The organism is Ruminococcus bromii (genome assembly GCF_928721825.1).
GTDB lineage: Bacteria > Bacillota > Clostridia > Oscillospirales > Acutalibacteraceae > Ruminococcoides > Ruminococcoides bromii.
The window spans coordinates 638,657-658,029 of the sequence record NZ_CAKMVP010000003.1 but is presented as its reverse complement, the minus strand read 5'-3'; the positions used below and the strand labels follow the sequence as shown (position 1 = coordinate 658,029).

General features: G+C 33.8%; 18 protein-coding genes and 1 pseudogene. All 19 read left to right on the top strand.

Translation table 11 applies throughout. The annotated features are described in order from the left end of the window. Positions 1-21 precede the first annotated feature (21 nt). The 19 genes and pseudogenes from galE to QDI94_RS03275 all read left to right on the top strand — a co-directional run bounded on the left by galE (position 22) and on the right by QDI94_RS03275 (position 19,372). Positions 22-1,014, top strand: a complete 993-nt coding sequence (gene galE / locus QDI94_RS03365) for a UDP-glucose 4-epimerase GalE (protein WP_178061483.1) — start codon at positions 22-24, stop codon at positions 1,012-1,014. Between the two features lie 10 nt (positions 1,015-1,024). After that, positions 1,025-2,536 carry a UDP-glucose--hexose-1-phosphate uridylyltransferase gene (gene galT / locus QDI94_RS03360; protein WP_178061488.1) on the top strand — a complete coding sequence of 504 codons (1,512 nt, stop codon included), beginning with the start codon at positions 1,025-1,027 and terminating at the stop codon, positions 2,534-2,536. A gap of 16 nt (positions 2,537-2,552) precedes the next feature. Then, complete coding sequence (locus QDI94_RS03355; protein WP_278867127.1) at positions 2,553-3,620, top strand: aldose epimerase family protein; 1,068 nt, start codon at positions 2,553-2,555, stop codon at positions 3,618-3,620. Positions 3,621-3,816: 196 nt separating this feature from the next. Continuing rightward, positions 3,817-4,089, top strand: coding sequence for a GHKL domain-containing protein (locus QDI94_RS09885; RefSeq protein ID WP_423816692.1), 273 nt, complete (start codon positions 3,817-3,819; stop codon positions 4,087-4,089). Positions 4,090-4,598: 509 nt separating this feature from the next. Further along, positions 4,599-5,711 (top strand): acyltransferase family protein, encoded by a 1,113-nt coding sequence (locus QDI94_RS03350; RefSeq protein ID WP_278867124.1) that lies wholly within the window; start codon positions 4,599-4,601, stop codon positions 5,709-5,711. Positions 5,712-5,871: 160 nt separating this feature from the next. Further along, positions 5,872-6,159, top strand: a complete 288-nt coding sequence (locus tag QDI94_RS03345; protein ID WP_278867122.1) for a hypothetical protein — start codon at positions 5,872-5,874, stop codon at positions 6,157-6,159. Between the two features lie 47 nt (positions 6,160-6,206). Then, a complete protein-coding gene (locus QDI94_RS03340; protein ID WP_278867120.1) occupies positions 6,207-7,394 on the top strand; it encodes a hypothetical protein in 1,188 nt (395 codons plus the stop codon). Between the two features lie 11 nt (positions 7,395-7,405). Beyond that, on the top strand, positions 7,406-9,799 hold the full coding sequence (locus QDI94_RS03335; protein WP_278867113.1) for an ABC-2 family transporter permease: 2,394 nt from the start codon (positions 7,406-7,408) through the stop codon (positions 9,797-9,799). Further along, on the top strand, positions 9,786-10,664 hold the full coding sequence (locus QDI94_RS03330) for an ABC transporter ATP-binding protein (RefSeq protein WP_278867111.1): 879 nt from the start codon (positions 9,786-9,788) through the stop codon (positions 10,662-10,664). Before QDI94_RS03335 ends, QDI94_RS03330 begins: the two co-directional genes overlap by 14 nt. Before the next feature lie 199 nt (positions 10,665-10,863). Then, a complete protein-coding gene (locus QDI94_RS03325) occupies positions 10,864-11,304 on the top strand; it encodes an NfeD family protein (protein WP_278867108.1) in 441 nt (146 codons plus the stop codon). 10 nt (positions 11,305-11,314) lie between these two features. Beyond that, a pseudogene (locus QDI94_RS03320) lies at positions 11,315-11,548 on the top strand (SPFH domain-containing protein); the annotation flags it as partial. A gap of 507 nt (positions 11,549-12,055) precedes the next feature. Continuing rightward, entirely contained in the window at positions 12,056-13,237 is a 1,182-nt protein-coding gene (locus QDI94_RS03310) for an ATP-binding protein (RefSeq protein ID WP_278867106.1), read from the top strand. Next, on the top strand, positions 13,156-13,350 hold the full coding sequence (locus tag QDI94_RS03305; protein ID WP_278868701.1) for a hypothetical protein: 195 nt from the start codon (positions 13,156-13,158) through the stop codon (positions 13,348-13,350). Before QDI94_RS03310 ends, QDI94_RS03305 begins: the two co-directional genes overlap by 82 nt. Before the next feature lie 435 nt (positions 13,351-13,785). Next, positions 13,786-14,184: a hypothetical protein gene (locus QDI94_RS03300; protein WP_278867104.1), complete on the top strand. Its 399-nt coding sequence runs from the start codon at positions 13,786-13,788 to the stop codon at positions 14,182-14,184. 47 nt (positions 14,185-14,231) lie between these two features. After that, on the top strand, positions 14,232-14,486 hold the full coding sequence (locus tag QDI94_RS03295) for a hypothetical protein (protein ID WP_278867101.1): 255 nt from the start codon (positions 14,232-14,234) through the stop codon (positions 14,484-14,486). A 119-nt stretch (positions 14,487-14,605) separates the two neighbouring features. Continuing rightward, positions 14,606-15,922: an ABC transporter substrate-binding protein gene (locus tag QDI94_RS03290; protein WP_278867099.1), complete on the top strand. Its 1,317-nt coding sequence runs from the start codon at positions 14,606-14,608 to the stop codon at positions 15,920-15,922. Between the two features lie 166 nt (positions 15,923-16,088). Continuing rightward, a complete protein-coding gene (locus QDI94_RS03285) occupies positions 16,089-16,229 on the top strand; it encodes a hypothetical protein (protein ID WP_278867097.1) in 141 nt (46 codons plus the stop codon). 179 nt (positions 16,230-16,408) lie between these two features. Next, positions 16,409-17,737: an ABC transporter substrate-binding protein gene (locus QDI94_RS03280; protein WP_101028736.1), complete on the top strand. Its 1,329-nt coding sequence runs from the start codon at positions 16,409-16,411 to the stop codon at positions 17,735-17,737. 291 nt (positions 17,738-18,028) lie between these two features. Beyond that, positions 18,029-19,372: an ABC transporter substrate-binding protein gene (locus QDI94_RS03275; protein WP_278867095.1), complete on the top strand. Its 1,344-nt coding sequence runs from the start codon at positions 18,029-18,031 to the stop codon at positions 19,370-19,372. Position 19,373 lies beyond the last annotated feature (1 nt).

Here is a 19,373-nt window from a genome sequence, read left to right as displayed (position 1 = left end):
TTTTTTATTAAGGAGGAGAAAATGAAAATTCTTGTTTTAGGCGGTGCCGGATATATCGGTTCGCATACAGTTTACAGACTTATTGAAAGCGGTAATGAGGTTGTTGTATTCGATAACCTTGAAACAGGTCATATCGAGGCGGTTCATCCCAAAGCAAAATTTTATAAAGGTGATCTCAGAAACAGAAGTGAAATTGACAGCGTTTTTGATAAAGAAAAAGGTATTGATGCTGTAATTCATTTTGCAGCCAATTCACTTGTCGGTGAAAGTATGACTAACCCTCTCAAATATTATGATAATAACCTCAACGGCACAAAGGTTTTGCTTCAGTCAATGGTTGCTCACGGAATTGATAAGATTGTATTTTCATCAACAGCGGCAACATACGGTGAGCCTGAGAGAACTCCTATTCTTGAAACCGATCCGACAAATCCGACAAACTGCTACGGAGAAACAAAAAAATCCATGGAGAGAATGTTCTATTGGGTTGAAAAAGCACATGGTTTAAGATATGTTTCTCTCAGATATTTCAATGCATGCGGAGCACATATCAGCGGAAAAATCGGTGAGGCACATAATCCTGAAACCCACCTTATTCCGATTATTCTTCAAGCAGCACAGGGTACCCGTGACCACATAAGTATTTTTGGTACTGATTATCCCACATCTGACGGAACTTGTATTCGTGATTATATCCATGTCACTGACCTTGCACAGGCTCATATTCTTGCAGTTGAATATCTTATGAAGGGCGGTAAAAGTGATATATTCAATCTTGGCAACGGTGTAGGTTTTTCTGTTCGTGAGGTAATTGAAAAAGCAAAAGAGGTTACACAGAAAGACATTAAGGTTGTTGAAGAAAGCAGAAGAAGCGGCGATCCTGCTGTATTGATTGCATCAAGCGATAAGGCGAAAACTGTACTTGGTTGGAAACCTGAGTATGATGATCTGGGAACAATTATTAAAACAGCGTGGAAATGGCATTCAACACATACCAACGGCTATAGTAAGTGAGGCGGTATTTATGAAGAACAGCGTTTACGGTTTAATATTAAGACTTGTTTCATACGGAATCAATACGGGGCTTATTGAAAAAGAGGATATAATCTACACGCAAAATAGGCTTTTATCGTTGTTCCATATGGATGAACCCGATGACAGTTGTACTTGCCTTACAGCAGATAACGAGGATACTCTTGAAGAAATTTTGTCGGGACTTCTTGATTATGCATACGAAAAAGGAATCATTCCCGAAAATACAGTAACATATCGCGACTTATTTGATGTGAAACTTATGGCTTCACTTGTTAAGCGACCTTCAGAAGTAATAAGAGAATTTTGGCAGAATTATAGCTGTTCCCCTAAACTTGCAACCGATAGTTACTATAAATTCAGCTGCGATACCGATTATATAAGAAGATATCGTATTAAGAAAGACTTAAAGTGGAAAACATCAACCGAATACGGTGATATTGATATCACTGTAAATCTTTCAAAGCCTGAAAAAGATCCGAAAGCTATTGCAGCGGCAAAACTTCAAAAACAGTCGGGCTATCCGAAATGTTTGCTTTGTAAGGAAAATGAAGGATATGCCGGAAGAGTAAATCATCCTGCAAGAGATAATCACAGAATTATTCCGCTCACCATTGACGGAGATAACTGGTTTATGCAATATTCTCCGTATGTTTATTACAATGAACATTGTATTGTATTTAACGGTGAGCATACACCAATGGTAATCAATGATTCCACATTCAGAAAACTGTTTGATTTTATTTCACAGTTTCCGCATTATATAATCGGTTCGAATGCTGATTTGCCGATTGTAGGCGGTTCAATACTTACACATGAACATTTTCAGGGTGGCAGATACAGCTTTGCACTTAATAGGGCAGAGGTTGAAAGAAAGTTTATTGTTAACGGCTTTGATGATGTGGAGTGCGGAATTGTAAAGTGGCCTATGTCAGTTGTAAGATTGACAGGTAAAAACAAGGACAGCATTATTTCATTATCTTCTCATATTCTAAAGAGTTGGAGAGCGTACACGGACGCAGATGTTGGCATTTTTGCCGAAACAGACGGTGAAATTCACAACACTATCACTCCGATTGCTTTTACAAAGGATGGAAAATTTGTTATTGACCTCGTTCTCAGAAATAATATTACAAGTGAAGAGCATCCTCTGGGAGTATTTCATCCTCATGCGAATTTGCATCATATTAAAAAAGAAAATATCGGCCTTATTGAAGTTATGGGACTTGCAGTATTGCCCTCAAGGCTTAAAGATGAAATGGCTATTTTAAAGGATGCTATTCTTAATCACAAGGATGTAAGTGAAATTCCGAAAATCAGCAAACATTCCGAGTGGGTAAATGAATTTGTTTCGCAGTATGATGAAATCAATGAAAATAATATTGATTCAATAATTCAAAATGAGATAGGAAAGGTGTTTCTTAATGTTCTTTTGGATGCAGGTGTATTCAAAAGAACTCCTGAAGGACAAAAGGCTTTTGATAAATTTATAAAGACGCTGTAGTAAAGGAAGTGCTAAAATGTCAAAGGTAAGGGTAGTGAATTTTGAACCTACATCCAAAGGTGAAAACACTCATCTTTATACAATAGAAAATAACAGCGGAGCAAGCGTGACATTATGTGATTTAGGCGCAAGTGTCGTTTCGATAAAAGTTCCCGACAAAAACGGTAGTATTAGAGATGTAGTTCTCGGCTATGAGCACATTGACGGTTATGAATTTGACGGAACATACTTCGGTGCTACTGTCGGAAGATGTTGCGGAAGAATTGCATACGGCAAGTTTACTCTTAACGGAGAAGATTATCAGCTCCCTGTAAACAATGGGAGTAACCATCTACACGGCGGATTTAACAGCTTTAGCCGCAAAGTGTGGCTTGCGGTAGTTGATGATAAAGTTCCAAATACAGTTCTATTTATGCTTGATATTCCCGACGGTGATGAGGGCTATCCCGGAAATATGAAGGTCTTTGTACGCTACACTTTTGATGATGAAAATGTACTTACGATAAAATGGTCGGCAGTTTCCGACAAAGACACAATATGTAATCTGACCAATCATTCATATTTCAATCTTAACGGACATAAAAGCGGTAAAGTTACAGAAAATCACAAGCTGAAAATAAATGCAAATTTCTTCATACCGATAAATTCAAACCTCAATCCCACAGGAGAGATAACTCCCGTTAAGAATACATCGTTTGATTTTACCGAACCCAAGTTAATTGGAAATGGTATTGACAGAAAAAACGAGCAGATTGGTTTTGCAAACGGTATTGATCATATGTTTGTGCTGAATCATTCTGATGAAGAATTTGTGCTTGCAGCCGAAGCTGAGGGTATTGATAGCGGAATAACATTAAAATGCTATACTTCTCAAAAAGGTGTCCATGTATATACAGCAAATTATGTCGATGTTTTGTCCAATATGGGAAAGGATTCAGCAACATACGGAGAAAATCCAGCGTTTTGTCTTGAAACCCAAGGCTTTCCCGATGCTGTAAATCACAAGACTTTTCCTACGACAATATTAAAAGCAAACGAAAACTATACACAAACTACGAAATATATTTTTGGTATAAACAAATAAAATAAGCTAATTTCTAACTCCTTTTAAAAATAAAATCTCTCTAAAATCAAGGACCGCCTATTTCTTGGGTGGTCCTTGATTTTTAATCTATGAGGATGTTTCATGTTTTACAGTATTACACCGTCTTAAAAATATTCTGTTTTAGCGGTTATGTGCAATTCTGCCTGAAAATCACCCTGTTCTGTTTGCACCGTAAATCCGGAACATTCCTCTTGCACGGCTGTTCTTACAAACTGCATTTTTCAAATGCAAAAATAAAATTATTGATTCTGTATTGTCTGAAAATCCTTTGTTGCATACTGATAAGGCAGATAAGAAAAATCACGGCAAGGGAATTTCTATAGTAAAAAGTATTGCCAAAAAGTATGGGGGAGATGTAGTTATTTCGGAGAAGAATAATGAATTTACAGTTACGGTAATTTTAGATAACCGAATTTTTACCAAAAACCCACTATTTTTACCTGATTAAAATCAAATATTCTAAAAAATGCTATCCTTTCTTTAAGGCGTTATGCCAAGAAAGCGGAATGCAGATACAAAATAATCAGTTAACGCATAAAATAGCAATAAAATAGTTTGACTAATATACAATATTGTGTTAGAATTATACGAAAAAGGATAGCATTTTTGTTTTGTATTGAATTTTATGTTTAGCCGTATTTGCGTTAATTCCGTTATTATACTTTGGCCTTGTGTTGCAGGAATTTGAAACTTTTATTATCAAAAAATTTAAATAAGGTTTAAAGCTAATAAGGTTTGAAGCTGCTTCCGTAAATAAGAATTATAGAGTACAATTTTTGTCGATTTTTTTACAGTTTTTGCACAATTGAAGTTTACAGTGCTGTTTTGAGATATGATTTAACAAAGTAAAAGGGAAAAGCAAGCCGTAATATTTAATATAAATCAAAAATTAAGGAGAGTTGAATTTTGAAAAAGGGTAGAAATTTGCGTAGCGTTAATACTGACGGAGGGGTGAATTTGCAATTCAAACTTTTGTCGGCAATCGGAATTATCATTATAGTTTCCGGACATTGTTATCATGGCGGAATGGAACTTGCTTATAACTGGTTTCCGCCGTATTCGTATAATTTGGCACTGTTTGTATTTATATCGGGTTATTTTTACAAAACCGATTATGAAGAAAATGTCGGAAAATACATATGGAAACGAACAAAGCGGCTTCTTATTCCTGCGTATCTGTGGAATATATTTTACGGTGGTATGGTTGCATTTCTCGGTTTGTTTGGATTTACTATAGGTGCAAAGCCTGATTTATACAATCTTTTTGTTATGCCGTTTGTTGACGGTGAGGCTTTTCAATATAACCTCGGTTCATGGTTTGTGTACCCGCTGTTTTTGGTTTGTATAATAAATGTGCTGTTCAGAAAATTTTTGAAACTGATTCATCTTGACAATGAATTTATAGTTTTGATAGTGTATCTAGCAATCGGAATGATAGGAATTAACACTGCAATAGAAAATCCGACTGCAATTAACGGTATAGTGAAACTTTTTGTCAGAACAATGTTTTTCCTGCCGTGTTATGAATTCGGTCGCTTTTATAAAGCTGTGCTTGAAAAGAAAGACACTCTCAATAATGTTGCGTACTTTGCAATTATATTTGCTGTACAGCTGACACTTTTAACTTTTTGCAAAGATTTGGAGTACACTCCGTCGTCATTTACTAAATTCAACAACGGTTTTATAATTCCGTATATCTCGTCAATCACAGCAATTGCATTTTGGCTGAGAGTTTCAAGATTGCTTGTACCTGCCATAGGAAACAGCAAGCTTGTAAGGCTTATAGCTGACAACACATACGGAATTATGGTAAATCAGCTTGTAGGTTTTATGTGCCTAAAATTTGTATTCTACGGATTAAGCCGCATTACTTCAGGCTCATTGTTTGGTGACTTTAATGTTGCATCATTTAAATCAAGTATATGGTACTACTATCTCCCAAACGGTTTGCAACAGTGGGCTTTTGTATATCTTATATTTGGTCTGTTTGTACCGATATTAATTAGCATTATTTTAAATAAAATTTGTCATATTGCACAAAAAATGCATAATAAAATTTGCAACAAATAATATCTAAAAATCATTGTGTTTATATTCTTAATATGTTAAAATATCTTATAAGATAAATAAATGACTAGTGAATATAATTATAATGTTAGCTACAATATGTGTTTTTTCATCAGTTGCAGCTATAAGTGCCGGTACAGCTTCCAGTACTAGATATGCAGAAATGAGTAATGGTTATACAGTATCATCAACGGCATCATATTCCGGTAACACAACCAGCGGAAAAGGAAGTGTTACTAATGGCGGATCGTGTTCAATAAAAGTTTGGGTGTATGGCTATTACAAATCCGGTAGTTATGTGAAGTTATCGTGCAATTCGTATAATAGCGTTGATAATAACAAGAGTCTTACGGTTACTACAAACGGTTATTATACTTTAGTAGGCTCAAAATGTATTTCTCAATTTAATAGTGCAACAACTGTATCTGCTACAGTCGGCAAAACAGCATAAGTTTGAGAGCCCACCCGAATGTAGCGGGTGGGCTCTGAGGTGTTTATATGAAAAATATGATAAAAAAATACACTGCATTTTTGTTTCTGATTTCATTTGTTTTTTTGTGCGGATGTAATCAAAAAATAAGTATTGACAGTTCTGATACATATGTTCCTAATCAGGACAGTCAGGAGAATTTTATAAGGTACGGCAGTCAGCTCTATTTTGCAGATACTCATACGGGTATTTACTTTTTAAATTCAGATAACGGATTTTTGTATGTGATTGATAAGGAAACGCATAGTTGTCAACCTTTGTGTAATCGAAGTGATTGTATGCATGACAAAGAAACCTCGTTTGAGAAAAAGAAAGAGTGTACAGCATTTTTAAATACATATTTCAGAAGTCTTGTTTACTACAATGACTGCATTTATTTTCAATCGGTCGAGGATAAAACCGACAAAGACGGTGTAACTTATGAATTAAATGAAATTTGCAAAATTTCAACTGACGGAACAAATCGTGAGGTTTTATATTCGACAAGGGATTATACAATTTGGGACTTTAAAATTCACAGAGGATATATTTATTTTGACGGAAGTAAAAAAGATAACGAAGGAGCGGCAGAAGGCAGTAATATGGCACTTTACAAGGTTTCTGCCGATGGTAAAGGAAACACAGATGAGTTACTGCCGTACTATAAATACGATATACTTAATGGTATGAGTGTATGTGACACCAGATTCTACGGCAATCATCTTTTTTTATGGATAACAAAGCTTGACGGTACCAAGGAAAACAGCTACTTGATAAACTATGATTTACAGACCGATAAATGGGAAAATCTCAGTGAAAAGTTGGAAGTAAATATAAATTCAATGTTTACAATTTTCAATGATAAGCTTATTTTCGCAAACGGAAGTAAGGTGTATGAGTGCGGTTTTAACGGAGAAAATCAAAAGAAAATTCTTGATTGTTCTGATTTGATTGCAGGTTATCAATACTACACTCCTTTTACAAATGACGGTGAAAATCTGATAATTTCAGCTGCTAATGATGATAATGAGGCTGATAAGTTGATTTTCTGTGATAAAAGCTATAAGGCAACTTTAAAGAAAATGCCGTTTGAATTTACTGCCGAAATAGGTTTTGACAGCAGTTGTTTTATTGATTACAACGAAGAAGAAAAAACACTTTATTATATTGATAAAAATAACACAGAAAATGCCGATGAAATTTATACTTTTGAGTAACAGATGAATTTATGAAACTCTTTATTTATGAACTGAAAAAGATACTTAATAAAAAAATATTTTTTGTTTTTTTATTGCTCTGCCTTGCAATCAACGGCTTTTTATTATATTCATCGCAAAATACCGAAGAAAACAGCATTAGAATCACTTATTCCAATGAGTATGCTAAAATGCTCAATAGTTATTCTTCAATGTCTTTGAATGACGCTGAAAAGCAGATTGACAATGAACTGCTTGCATATGAAATTTTTAGCAGACTTGAAAATCTTGCACAGACTGATAACGAGGAACTTATTGAAAATTACACATATGAACTTGATGAGTATCGAAAGAGTAATCCGGATGCGTATCAAAAGGCTGTTGAAATGAGTGAAAAAGGCGGAGATAACTTTTGGAAAAACAGTTTTCTCTATGATATTTCGCAGCAGATTGAGTATATAAATTCCTATCCGGATTTTATTGACAAAATGTATGACAGGGCAAAGGCGCAGTCGTCCTCTTCAATTTTTGGCGATAAAAATTCTTTTTCATATAAAAATCTTTACAAAACATCCAACGATTATTCAGGGTTAAAAAACACCAAGCTAAGCCTTGTAAATTCTGATGCTTTTGTTGCAACAACAGAATACAGTTTAACCGATATTTTTATAATCGCCATTGTGTTTTTGCTTTGCGTTTATCTTTTTCAATATGAGCGTGAAAAAGGACTGTATTCGTTGGTACGATGTACAAAATTCGGCAGATTCAAAACTATAATTTCAAAATTCATGTTGCTTTTTGTACTGTCAGCTGTTGTGTCGATATTATTCATTTTTTGCAATTTTATCATAAACACTTTCCTGTATGGCAGTACCGATTTAAGCGTAAATATTCAATCAATTTCCGAGTTTCGCAACTGTACCCTTACAGTTACAGCAGGTCAATTTTTGATTTTGTTTGCATTTGCAAAAATAATGGGGACTTTTGTTATTTCATCGTTTTTGGCTCTTGTATTTATTATCTTTTCAAGTTCTGCAACGATGTATCTTACAGGGCTCGTAATAATTGGTGCAGAGTATTTGCTCTATACCTTGATTGTACAGAACTCTTTTTTGAACCTTTTAAAGTACATTAATATTTTCTATATTCTTGACGGCGGGGAATTTTTTGGAAGTTATCTGAATCTTAATATTTTTTCAAATGCAGTAGCTTCGATTCCGATTGCATTTGCCGTTTTTTGTACAGTATTTCTTTTGTGTACGGTGTTTTCCTGTATATTATTTTGTAAACGCAATCAACAGAAAACTGCCGGCATTTTTTCAAGACTGTTTGAAAAGTTTAAATCAAGATTTTTTACATTAAACGGCAGTACCGGCATTTTTAAAGGCGAAGTTTTTAAATTCACTATTCAAAATAAAATGGCTGTTATGATTGTTTTGCTTGTGCTTTTTGCAATTATTTCATCGTTCGGAACGGTTCGTTACCCTTATTCGGAAAATTCGGATGCTGACTACAAAGCGTATATGGAATATCTTGAGGGTGACATAACTTCGGAAAAGGAAAACTATATTTTGGAACAGCAAAATTATTTTAACAACTTGCAACAACGCATGGGCGAAATTGCTGAAAATAGTGAGCTTTCTGAAAATGCAAAACAGGCTATGTCCAAGTCGATTGAAAATATTTTAAACAGCAAAGGGATTGCATTTGAAAGAGTAATCGAACAATATAATCGACTCCTTGAACTAGATAAAAAGGGCATAGATGCAAAATTTATTGATGAAAACATCTATAAAAGTTTTGTTTCAAGTAAAACAAGGGAATGGAACGATTTTTCTTTGCTTTGTCTTGTTATTGTGATAGGTGTTCCTTATGTATTTTCACCCGAGTATAAAAATGGTATGATCAACCTTATTCGTACTACTGAAAACGGTAAAACAAAACTGTTTTTTGGAAAAATAGTAGTGGAGTGTATATATTTGTTAATAGCATTTACAGTTCTGTATGTGCCGTATTTTGTAAGATTTATAAATACATACGGTGCGAACAGTTTGAATACACCCTTAGTATGTATTTTTGAAAATGTTCAAGAAACATCTTTTAGTGTGATAAATGCGGTAGTTCTCAATCTCGTATGCTACTTTTTGCTTGCAACAGCAGTAACATTTGTTATTACAGCAGTTTCAATTTTTACCCGTAGCAGTATGTTTACAATGGTGGTTTCAACTGTTTTAGTTATATTACCATTGCTTGCTTTGTATTCGATTGAAAATGTAAGAATAGGTTATTGGGTTGTAAATTCCCATATTATAGCTATCGTTATGACTTGCTTGCTGAGTATCTTAATTGCAATTGTCACACTTGAAATTTCTAAATTAAAATTTACCGAAACAAGAATATGGAGGCGAATAAATGCCAAAGCTTGAGGTTAAAGGTATTACAAAAGTCTATAAAAAAGGAGCGGTAAAAGCACTTGATGATTTTACCGTTACGCTTACTCCGGGTGTGTATGGACTTCTTGGTCCTAACGGTGCAGGTAAATCAACACTTATGAATATCATTACCGATAATCTGAATTCAGATAAAGGTGAAGTGTTGTATGACGGAGAAAATATTAAAAAATTAGGTAAAAATTATCGGAGCGTTCTCGGTTATATGCCACAGCAACAAGGTTTGTATGATGATTTTACTCTTAACCGATTTTTGTGGTATATGGCGGCATTAAAGGGATTAAAAAAGAAGGAGGCTAAGGAAAAAATAACCTCACTTCTTGATACGGTAAATCTCACTAATGCGGCACATAAAAAACTCGGCGGATTTTCGGGAGGTATGAAACAAAGAGCCTTGATTGCTCAGGCACTTTTGAATGACCCGAAAATTTTGATTCTTGATGAACCGACTGCGGGCCTTGACCCAAAAGAGAGAATTCGTATCCGCAATTTTATAAGTGAAATTGCAGAAGATAAAATCGTGCTCATTTCTACTCATGTTGTGTCCGATATCGAGTTCATTGCTAAAGAGATTATACTTTTAAAGCAGGGAAAACTTGTGTCACATGATACCTGCCAAAATCTTGTAAATGAAATTGCAAATAAGGTAGTTGAGGTGGAAATTGAAAAAGAGGAATTAAAATATTTTCAGGATAATTATCGAGTTTCAAATCTCTATCATAATGATGATAAAATCGTAGTAAGATTAGTAACAGATAATCCCCCTGAAAATCATAAAATAACAATTGCAAACCCAACCCTTGAAGATTTGTACCTCTATATTTTTGAACAAGGAATGTGATATTAAAATTATTACCGACAAGTAATGGTGTTCTATGCTAATACTTGTCGGTATTTTTATGCCCTTTTTACATGAAATTGTAAGGATAAAGCGGAATACAGATACAAAATAATCAGTTAACGCATAAAATAGCAATAAAATAGTTTGACTAATATATAATATTGTGTTAAAATTATGCGAAAAAGGGGGTGACAGCCCTATGGAGCAATATATGCCGATAGTGTGGATAGGCTTTGCAATATTTATGCTACTTTGCGAAGGCTTTACAACACAGCTTGTATCAATATGGTTTGTTCTCGGCTCGGTTTGTGCCGCCATTACAACTATATTCACAAGCGACATCACAATCCAGTCGGTGGTGTTCCTTGTTGTGTCACTTGTTTCGCTTATTGTGACACGACCGCTTGTAAAACGCTTTAAAAAGCGTAATAAAACAACGGGAACAAACGCAGACCGCCACATCGGTCAAGTCGGGTTTATGCTGACTGATTTAACCGATATTGACGAAACAGCACAGGCAAAGGTCGGTGCGGAAACTTGGACGGTAAAGTCCGACAAAGCACCGCTTTTAAAAGGAACAAAAATTAAGGTTCTTGCAATTGAGGGTGTAAAGCTCATTGTAGAGCCAATATCAGAATGAGAGGTAAATAATGGCAGCACTTATTATTTTAGGTATCGTCCTTTTAATTTTGCTTATAGTAATTGTAAGCAATGTCAAGGTAGTGCCGCAGGCACACGCATATGTAATTGAAAGACTCTGAACATATCATGTAACTTGGTCAACAGGCTTGCATGTAAAAATTCCGTTCATCGACAAAATTTCAAAGAAAGTTTCACTAAAAGAGCAAGTGATCGACTTCCCTCCACAGCATGGAGTGAATAAAACGATACCTTCTTTTAAATCTTAAAAAGTAAGAGTATATCGAGAAATTAAGAATAATCAATAACAGTTACTTATTTAATATTTTTAACATCTGAGCCATAGGGCTCTTTTTTTATGCCTAAAATTCCTGTAATCTTATTTTTCTCGTGTTACAAGAATGGGTGACAAAAACGGTGGACTTCGCAAACTTCATGCTCAATCAAGTTCCTCAATATCTCCGACCTTCAGCTCAGCTATATCACGAATGTCGGCGCAGGACAGGGGCTTCTCAAGGTCGGCAGCTCCCTTGTGCCGTTTGTCAACAAGTTCCCACGCAATACCGAGCTTTACAAGCTGATGACGACCAAGTTCGGAGAGGTGTAAAATGCAGAAATTGCGGTGTTCGTGTCGTATTGTGAGAGGTTGCGAAAATAATCATGTTGATTAGTGTGAAAATTCAAGGAAATATCATTGATTTTTACACGAATATCTGCTATACTATGGTCAGTACCTTTAAGGAGGACTGCTTATGTATAGAAAGATTATGGGCTTCTTGGAAGCGTGGAAAGAAAGCGAACACCGCAAGCCCCTTATTTTACAGGGCGCAAGACAGGTCGGAAAGACCTATTCCATTCTGGAGTTTGGGCGTACCCACTATGAAAATGTGGCATACTTCAACTTTGAAACCAATCCAAAGCTGAACGAAACCTTTGAGGAAAACATCAGCCCCGATTATCTGATACCGATTTTATCCCATATCGCAGGTCAGACCATCGTAAAGGAAAAAACGCTGATAGTCTTTGATGAGGTGCAGCTCTGCGAAAGGGCGTTGACTTCGCTCAAATACTTTTGCGAGAACGCTCCAGATTATCACATCATCGTCGCAGGCAGCTTGCTCGGCGTTGCGGTCAACAGAGCGAAATTCTCTTTTCCCGTAGGAAAGGTCGATATGAAAACGCTTTATCCTATGGATATGGAGGAATTTATGTTGGCTCTCGGTGAGGACGATTTGGTAGAGCAGATTAAAAAGTGCTTCCAAACCGATACGCCGCTGCCGTCTGCCTTGCACGATGCCGCAATGCAGCTTTACCGTCAGTATCTTGTGGTCGGCGGTATGCCAGAGTGCGTGATGCAGTTTGCCGAAACAAAGGATTATATCCTTGTCCGCCATACGCAGGATACGATACTTGCAAGCTATCTCAATGATATGAGCAAGTATAACAACTTGAATGAAATCAAGAAAACCAGACTTGCCTATGATAACATTACCGTTCAGCTTTCAAAGAAGAATACCCGTTTCCAATATAAGCTGATTAAGAAAGGCGGACGGGCTTCCGAATTTGAAAATGCAATCGAATGGCTTTGCCTGTCTGGTATCGTGTCACAGGTCTACAAGGTGGAGCAAATCAAAAAGCCGCTTGAAAACTACCGTGATATTGATGCGTTCAAGATTTATGTGTCCGACTTAGGACTGCTTTGCGCCAAGAAAGATTTAGCCGCCAATGACATTCTCTATATGGTCGAGGAAATCAACGACTTCAAGGGCGGTATGGCTGAGAACTATGTCAATGTGCAGCTTCCATTAACGGCTACCACACCTACTATTGGGAGTCCGAGCGTGGAGCTGAAATTGATTTTATCATTCAGCGTGACGGTCAGCTCATTCCTATTGAGGTCAAGTCTGCCGACAACACCAGAGCCAAGAGCTTGAAGGTCTATATGGACACCTACAAGCCCGCTTATGCCATCAAGCTCTCTGCCAAAAACTTCGGCTTTGAGGACAATAAAAAAATCGTTCCTCTCTATGCCGCATTTTGTATCTGAAATCAATATTGCAACAGTAACGCTCACAGAAAATGTGGGCGTTATTTTTTTCTAGTCTTTTTTATGCCTAAAATCCCTGTGAACTTAGAAAAAGGTGGTAAGAGCAGTTTGTTGTTTAAAATAAAAATGCTATGACTGGTTGTTTGAGGTTAAATTAGAATTTATTCCGATTACGGAGGTAAAATCATGAAAAAATAAATGTGGCAGTTACAACACCCATAAGAATCAGGCTATTAATGCTGCAAAGGGTTCATATGTTACTTTCCATTATTAATGAAGTGAATTTAACTCAGTGCATATTAATTTCGCTACTTATCCGTATGAATTAACAAGTAGGGCATTATTGTTGATTTAAATAATAAAAATTCAGATAGACTACAGATTAATAATTTAGAATTATGTTAAGATATATATATAATCACAAGGTGAAGCATTATGAAAAATAAAATTGCGATAATTTTAACATTACAATTTATTATTACTGTGTTTGCTTTCAGCGGATGTGGTGAAAGTACAGCTTCAAGCAATTCCTCAAAGCTTACATATTGTGCATACTATGAGGATGCTATTTGCGATATTATTGAAAAGTACAATAAATATTGTACAAAGCATTACGATGAGTCATATCAAATTGAAAGCATATCTGAAATCACGGAAGTTAATTTACCAGCAATATGCTTATTAAATAAAGCAAAAGCGAATGGATATCATTATGCACTACTAGTTGATATTAATGAAAAATATGTTTCATTTTATGAAGGCAATTTTACAAATATGTGTTCTGTACCGATAAATGAGTTCTTATGCAATGTTTCAAACATTTTTTTGTTTTAGAAAGTATGTTAAAGTATATAGGAATGATTGTGAAAGGAGAAATTTCAATGAAAAAAATAAATCTAAATGAATATGTCAAAACTTCAAATTTTATTAAACCAGTAAGTACAGAAGATATAAATGGCGGTTGCATTTTGGTACTTGGTTGTAACAATTATGGGTTCTATAAAAAGTCTTATACTTATAAGTGTGATAAAGTAAGTGCGCACACAAAGGCCGCAATAGCATACGCAAATAGTCATAAATACGGCCCCGGAAAATATCAGGTTACAGGAAATTCAAGTGTTGTATTTCTTGGATAATAATTAAATAGCAACATCATTTACTATATACTTTTAACATGTTATCCGTAAATTTTGACATAGTTGTATCAATAAACTTTTGTTTAAAGTAAATTATTATTATACAGAGGAGTAAGCTGATGAAAAAATTTGTAAGTATTTTATTAGCAGTCGTATTAATATTTTCTGTTTTAACCTGCGTCGGATGTGAAGCAGACAAAAAAGAGGAGAATACAATTACTTATTATCATTATGAGCCGTATGTATCACCAGTTTCTATTTTAATATATCAATATAATGAAAAATGTGAGAATGTTCAAAATAGAATCAATATTGTTGAGTTTGATAATATTGAAAAAATGACAAGTCAACTTACAACTGAGCTTATGGCAGGGAAAGGTCCTGATATTATTACATCTGGTGAATTATCTCTATTATCATCATCAACAGAAAAACTTATTAAACAGGGTGTATTTGCAAATATTGACGATATTATTTCTAATAGCGAAGACAAGGATAAATTGAAATTATCCGATTATAATTCTAATATTCTTGATGCGGGTATTTACGATGGAAAAAGATATTTTATTCCTGTAACATTTGAGCCTCAGATTTTACTCTCCTCATCAAGCAAATTATCAAAATATTTAGACAACGAACAACCGAATTTAACATACGATAACATCAAAGAATTGAGCGGAAGTATTAATAATGATGATAATAATCAAGCTCTGTTTTCCAGCGTTGAGGATTATAAAAATGTTTTTCTGAATTTAATAAATGAAAATGTTGACCTATATTCTCAGGAATATGATTTCGACAGCGACGACTTTAGAAAGTCTGTCACCTCACTAAAAGAACTATACAGCAGTAATGAGAAAAATGAAGATAACATAGTGTCAATGTTATCATCAAACGGTCAGATTGAATTATTTGCGTTATATGATGAAATTGCAGACATTGAAAATGATAATGACGAGCCTATAATTTTGAATACACCGAATAAAGACGGTGAGTCCACGGGTGTTATAACCGATGCAATTTTTATTAGCAATAATTCCGACAACAAAGAAAAAGCTCTTGAGTTTATTGAGTATGCGTTATCGGAAAAGGTGCAGAGTGATTTTTGCGGAGCGAATATAGAGGAATATCTACCGACAACCTCTTACGGAAGTGGCTGGGAATATCCCGTCAACAATGAATCTTACAGTAAATTATTTGATAAAGCAAAAGAGGTAAAGTATATTAATAACACTGCAAATATTTCAGAAGCTAATTTTATGTATGCAAAGGATTACGTTGATAACATAAAAAGCTATAGACTTTATGGATTGTATGATTATTATAACACAGAGGTTATAGGTGATATTGTAGATAAATTTTTATCCGATGAAATAGATGAAAATAAATTTATTAAAGAGCTCAAATCAAAAACTGAAATTTATCTTGAAGAGTAAATATTTTTGAAAAGTAAAACGATGTTTATAAGATGTTTTCTCGAAATATAATTTAAGAAAATAAAGGTTTAGCGATGAAAATATTAAGCTGCATATTAATAATAATTCTAATAACAAACAATTTGCATATGAATTTATAAAATTTGTTTTGAGTAACAAACAGCAAATGAAAATTGAAACAAATGATATACAGGTTAATGTGGCAGCATTTGAAAAATATATGGAAAAAGCTAAATTATATATAGGAAGTGAAACAGATAATAAAGAAAATTATATTCGAGTGTTAAAAATCATATCTGATATATAACTATGTTACTTTCAATTGTTAATGAAGTGAATTTAACTCAGTGCATATTAATTTCGCTACTTATCCGTATGAATTAACAAGTAGAGCGTTATTGTTGATTTAAATAATAAAAATTCAGATAGACTACAGATTAATAATTTAGAATTATGTTAAGATATATAATCACAAGGTGAATCATTATGAAAAATAAAATTGCGATAATTTTAACATTACAATTTATTATTACTGTGTTTGCTTTCAGCGGATGTGGTGAAAGCACAGCTTCAAGCAATTCCTCAAAGCTTACATATTGTGCATACTATGAGGATGCTATTTGCGATATTATTAAAAGGTACAATAAATATTGTACAAAGCATTACGATGAGTCCTATCAAATTGAAATCGTGGAATTTGAATCTCAGGAAGAAATGAAATTAAAAATGTCAACAGAAATTATGGCAGGTGAAGGACCTGATATTTTTTCTTTGAGTCAAAAGCTTCCATTTGAGAAATTAACAGATAGCAAAACTATTGCAGATGTAAACGAGCTTATAAGTGAATTTAGTTATGATATAGGAATAGATAACTGCGATTCAAAAATTATGGATGCAGGAGTGATTGACGGTAAAAGATATTTTATACCTTTGTTCTATTCACCTGATGTTTTTATAACTACAGAGGAAACACTTAATAAGTACAATTTAACATCATCTGAATTTTCTTTTAAAGCATTATCTGAGAAACTTTCAAAAAATAAAAAAGAATATTCTCTTTTTGGAAGTGCCGATGATAATATTGCCTTTTTTTATTCGTTTTTAGATCAATATATAGATTTTAACAGCGGAAATACAGAATTTAACAGCGATAAGTTTTCGGAAGATTTGGATTCTATCTATAGCTTGATTAAGAATGACACTACCGACGAAAATGTTTATTATTTTTTATATGATAATATAATTAATGGTGCTTCTATTTTATATAAGGAAATGCCTGCTTTTAGTAGTATAGTAAGGACATATTCGTATTTAAAATATTTAGGATCAACTCCTGTGTTTGTAAATAATTACAATATGGATGATGATTCAATTTCTGCCTCTATAGATGTTGGTATTGCCGTTAATGATAATTGTAAAAATAAAGAAAAATTACTGCCTTTCATTAAGTACTGTTTGTCCTGTGATGTGCAAAAAAATATGAGTGAAGAACGTATGTATTTGCCTGTAAACAGCGATGCTATGGAAAAATGCATTGATTCAATAGATGAAGTAATAGATTTTGAAGATTTAATTGTTAGTGATAAAGAAAAAGCTATTGTTGAAACTACTGAAAGTGCGGCGATAAGAGATTATAAATATATTATAAACAACATAACAAAATGTAACTTATATAGCTTTAATTATTTATCGGATACTTATTTTAATTCTTCAGTAATCAGTGATATAGTTGATAAATATTTAAACGGGGATATTTCAAATGAAAAGTTCATTCGTCAACTTACAGCAGCAACTGAGATTTATTTGAAGGAATAGATTATGTTAAAATTTTATTATATGTAATAGAAAACTTACAGAAATTTTCTTGTGTATGAGAGATATAAGAGGGTAGTATGAAAAGAAATAAATGGAGGATGTTCGCGCATTACCATTGGTCGTTGCCTTAAAAATGGTACATATTATGTTGCATCAGTTTCAGGTAAATGTTCAAGTTATTCAAAGCATTTAAGCAAAGCTTACTCATCAGCTAAAAACTCAAAAATGTCAAATGGTCAGTACTATGATTGGCCTGATGGAAGTATACACGGATAAGGATAAAATGTAATTATGTTCACACGCTTTTTATTTAAACCACATGAATCTATTAAAGCCATAATAGCTATACTTTTAAGTGTTATAATAATTACTTCATTTTCAAGTTGTGCAATAAAAAATAACAGCGAACAAAATCATCTTGTTTATTACACATTAAATGATGAAGACTCTCTTTCTTGGATTATAGAAAAATACAATAAATACTGCATAAACAGTAATAATCCGTCTTTCCAAGTTGAGATAGTTAAATTTGATTCTGAACAAGAAATGTCAACGCAGATATCAACTGAAATTATGGCAGGAAGTGGACCTGATATTATTTCACTTAGTCAAAAATTGCCTTTTGAAAAATTAATTGAAAGCCGTTCATTAATGAATATTTATGATTTGTTAAAAGATGATAATTCTTCAAATGCAATAAATCTTGATGATTATAACGTTAACATACTCAACGCAGGAGTTTATGATAACGGTTTATATATTGTACCGCTGTTTTATGGAGTTGATGTATTGGTATCTACAGAAGAAAGATTGAAAAATTTCGATATCAAAGAAAATAACGGCTTTTCTTTGACATACAGTAATTTTTCGGATGTATTTGAAAATTATTTTTTAAATGATGAAGGCTATTCATTTGTATCTAATGAGTTGTCGGATTTTTTGTGGTTTGATTATCCAATGCAACTCTTTTGCGGATTTTTAAACAGCTATGTTGATTTTGAAAATAAAGCTGTGTATTTTGATACCGATGAATTTAAAGATAATTTAGATGTAATGATGCAGATGTTGACGATTTCTCAAAAAAGCAATACAAATGAATTGTTTGACGGATTGTATATAAATCGGTCATTTCCGTTGATGGCAGGAAGTTATTCTTATTATCAATCTATAAATGAAACACCTGTAGTCTTTCGTGGATTGACAAAAAACAAAGATGTTAATTCCGCACACATACAGGTTGGATATGCAATTAATAATAATACACAACTAAAGGAGCAAGCACTTGCGTTTATAAAATATACTCTTAGTGATGAAATTCAAGAAATTGGTGCAACAGCATCAGGAAGTTTGAGCTTTCCTGTGAATATATCTGTTTACGATAATGCTAAGCTTGTTGCCGGCTCAAGAACGGATGATAACAATAAAATTATCGGGATTGACAACGATTTTATGAAAGCATACATTGACATTGCCGATAATGTAAACGCTTGCACCTTGTATCGAGATGTGTCACATTCATATTATAATGACAATGTTATCGGTGAGATTGTTGACAATTATATAAATAAAGGTATATCAAAAGATAAATTTATTCGTCAGCTTACATCGGCAACGGAAATTTATTTGACTGAGTAGG

Bases quoted from the DNA above. Each gene is read 5' to 3' on its own strand.
- QDI94_RS03290 (WP_278867099.1), top strand. From the start codon at position 14,606: ATGAAAAAATTTGTAAGTATTTTATTAGCAGTCGTATTAATATTTTCT.
- QDI94_RS03300 (WP_278867104.1), top strand. From the start codon at position 13,786: ATGAAAAATAAAATTGCGATAATTTTAACATTACAATTTATTATTACT.
- QDI94_RS03345 (WP_278867122.1), top strand. From the start codon at position 5,872: ATGAGTAATGGTTATACAGTATCATCAACGGCATCATATTCCGGTAAC.
- QDI94_RS03330 (WP_278867111.1), top strand. From the start codon at position 9,786: ATGCCAAAGCTTGAGGTTAAAGGTATTACAAAAGTCTATAAAAAAGGA.
- QDI94_RS03275 (WP_278867095.1), top strand. From the start codon at position 18,029: ATGTTCACACGCTTTTTATTTAAACCACATGAATCTATTAAAGCCATA.
- QDI94_RS03280 (WP_101028736.1), top strand. From the start codon at position 16,409: ATGAAAAATAAAATTGCGATAATTTTAACATTACAATTTATTATTACT.
- QDI94_RS03295 (WP_278867101.1), top strand. From the start codon at position 14,232: ATGAAAAAAATAAATCTAAATGAATATGTCAAAACTTCAAATTTTATT.
- QDI94_RS03335 (WP_278867113.1), top strand. From the start codon at position 7,406: ATGAAACTCTTTATTTATGAACTGAAAAAGATACTTAATAAAAAAATA.
- QDI94_RS03355 (WP_278867127.1), top strand. From the start codon at position 2,553: ATGTCAAAGGTAAGGGTAGTGAATTTTGAACCTACATCCAAAGGTGAA.
- QDI94_RS03310 (WP_278867106.1), top strand. From the start codon at position 12,056: ATGTATAGAAAGATTATGGGCTTCTTGGAAGCGTGGAAAGAAAGCGAA.
- QDI94_RS03325 (WP_278867108.1), top strand. From the start codon at position 10,864: ATGGAGCAATATATGCCGATAGTGTGGATAGGCTTTGCAATATTTATG.
- QDI94_RS03285 (WP_278867097.1), top strand. From the start codon at position 16,089: ATGAAAATTGAAACAAATGATATACAGGTTAATGTGGCAGCATTTGAA.
- QDI94_RS03340 (WP_278867120.1), top strand. From the start codon at position 6,207: ATGAAAAATATGATAAAAAAATACACTGCATTTTTGTTTCTGATTTCA.
- galT (WP_178061488.1), top strand. From the start codon at position 1,025: ATGAAGAACAGCGTTTACGGTTTAATATTAAGACTTGTTTCATACGGA.
- galE (WP_178061483.1), top strand. From the start codon at position 22: ATGAAAATTCTTGTTTTAGGCGGTGCCGGATATATCGGTTCGCATACA.